This window comes from Paenibacillus sp. 10L310 (assembly GCF_056395745.1).
Genome location: NZ_JBFTKC010000048.1, coordinates 1 through 804 on the forward strand (window position 1 = coordinate 1; position 804 = coordinate 804).

Here is an 804-nt window from a genome sequence, read left to right on the forward strand (position 1 = left end):
CCATCCCGAACACGACCGTTAAGCCCTCTAGCGCCGATGGTACTTGGACCGCAGGGTCCTGGGAGAGTAGGACGCCGCCAAGCGAACTCTTTCATCATACATAGAAAACAGGCTCTGCATGTGGACGTTGTACGATGAATTGCATTTGCCCTGCAAATGCATATTATTCCCTGATAGCTCAGTTGGTAGAGCACTCGACTGTTAATCGAGTTGTCACAGGTTCGAGCCCTGTTCGGGGAGCCATTTGCTCTCATAGCTCAGTAGGTAGAGTGCATCCATGGTAAGGATGAGGTCACCGGTTCGATCCCGGTTGAGAGCTTTGGAAATGGGGCCCGTTGGTCAAGGGGTTAAGACACCTCCCTTTCACGGAGGTAACAGGGGTTCGAATCCCCTACGGGTCATATAGTTGGAGGCTTAGCTCAGCTGGGAGAGCATCTGCCTTACAAGCAGAGGGTCGGGGGTTCGATCCCCTCAGCCTCCACCATATTTTTATTGGGGATTAGCCAAGCGGTAAGGCAACGGACTTTGACTCCGTCATGCATAGGTTCAAATCCTATATCCCCAGCCATTTTAGTATGAGTCATTAGCTCAGTTGGTAGAGCACCTGACTTTTAATCAGGGTGTCGAAGGTTCGAGCCCTTCATGACTCACCATCATATGCGCGTGTGGCGGAATTGGCAGACGCACTAGACTTAGGATCTAGCGTCTTTGACGTGGGGGTTCAAGTCCCTCCACGCGCATCCTTTATTTGCGGAAGTGGCTCAGCGGTAGAGCATCGCCTTGCCAAGGCGAGGGTCGCGGGTT

Annotated in this window: 7 tRNA genes and 1 rRNA gene; all 8 read left to right on the top strand. The window is 52.6% G+C overall.

The window, feature by feature from the left end:
- A 5S ribosomal RNA gene (gene rrf, locus AC1DE7_RS31590) occupies positions 1-83 on the top strand; the annotation flags it as partial.
- A gap of 84 nt (positions 84-167) precedes the next feature.
- Positions 168-243, top strand: a tRNA-Asn gene (locus AC1DE7_RS31595).
- A 3-nt stretch (positions 244-246) separates the two neighbouring features.
- Positions 247-319 (top strand) — tRNA-Thr (locus AC1DE7_RS31600).
- A 10-nt stretch (positions 320-329) separates the two neighbouring features.
- Positions 330-401 (top strand) — tRNA-Glu (locus tag AC1DE7_RS31605).
- A 7-nt stretch (positions 402-408) separates the two neighbouring features.
- Positions 409-484, top strand: a tRNA-Val gene (locus tag AC1DE7_RS31610).
- A 9-nt stretch (positions 485-493) separates the two neighbouring features.
- A tRNA-Gln gene (locus AC1DE7_RS31615) sits at positions 494-568 on the top strand.
- Between the two features lie 9 nt (positions 569-577).
- A tRNA-Lys gene (locus tag AC1DE7_RS31620) sits at positions 578-653 on the top strand.
- Positions 654-659: 6 nt separating this feature from the next.
- Positions 660-740 (top strand) — tRNA-Leu (locus tag AC1DE7_RS31625).
- Positions 741-804 lie beyond the last annotated feature (64 nt).